Raw genomic sequence first — 1,168 nt, 5'->3', positions numbered from 1 at the left:
AAATATCTGGTACTTTTCGAATTAAGCTTGTAAAGTGGAAGCAATTAAATAATGCATCAATCGCAGAGACTTGCATTCATTTCGCTTTAATGTCGCCTGAATCGGTTCGAAATTGGGAACAATTATACTTCCAACAGGGTGAAAAGGCGTTAGTTCAGATGCACAAAGGGAGATCTAAATATGGCAAGAGAAAGTTCCGAAGAAAAGATAAAGCAACTGGAGTCGGAGAACTTATCATTGCGGATACAAAACGACGTCTTAAAAAAATTGGCGGCCTTGAGAAAGCAACCAAAAAACAGCTCAGCCAAGAAATCATCGCGCTCAAGGCGAAATACCGATTAATTGATTTAATAGCTGCACTGCCGATTAGTATGTCTACCTTTCAATATTGGCAAGATCGTTTCAACCATCCAGATCCGACGGACCTGGAGTTGACAGAACGCATTAAGCAAGTATTTACGGAAAACCATGGGAATTATGGTGTTAGGCGTATCTCACCTATCATTCGCAACCAATATGCCTTTGAAGGAAAGGTTCAGCCCAACCACAAGAAGATTCAGCGGATTATGTCTGAACAAGGACTGAAGTGTACTAAATACTCGAAACGTACTCGTAAATATGATTCGTCTAAAGGTCCACAGAACAGGATTGCCAAAAATCGATTGCATCGTCGTTTTACCTCAAACCGGCTATTTCAGAAGATGGTTTGCGACGTAACGGAGTTACGTGCTAAAAATGGTGACAAAATCTATCTTGAAGTTATTAAAGATCTCTGCAGCAAGCGAATTATTGAATGGGAAATTAGTACTAGTCCTGACTTAAAATTTAGCTTAGCTCCTTTAAATCGCTTAATTCAGCAGTTGCCTCACACTGGATATCTGTTAACCTTGCATACCGATCAAGGGTGGCAATATCAACATCGCTTTTGGCGAAAACTGTTACGCAAGGGTCACATTAAACAAAGTATGTCTCGCAGATCAACTTGTCTAGACAATGCCGCCTGCGAAACTGTATTCAATAAATTAAAGGCGGAGATCGAACCCAGTACTGCGTATGAGACTGGAGCAAAGCTCCGGCAAGCTATCACTAAATGGATAACCTATTACAATACAACTCGGATACAAACGAAACTAGGCAACCAATCACCACTCGAATTTGAGCGGCAACT

Annotated in this window: 1 protein-coding gene; it reads left to right on the top strand. The window is 40.8% G+C overall.

Annotated features, from left to right (window positions below):
- The coding region (locus tag CES81_RS13025; protein WP_103143232.1) for an IS3 family transposase at positions 1-1,168 on the top strand (1,168 nt) is incomplete at both ends.

It is taken from the genome of Secundilactobacillus pentosiphilus (assembly GCF_002217985.1).
GTDB classification, from domain to species: Bacteria; Bacillota; Bacilli; order Lactobacillales; family Lactobacillaceae; genus Secundilactobacillus; species Secundilactobacillus pentosiphilus.
The sequence above is the reverse complement of the archived record's forward strand: the minus strand, read 5'-3'. Positions and strand labels throughout refer to the sequence as shown.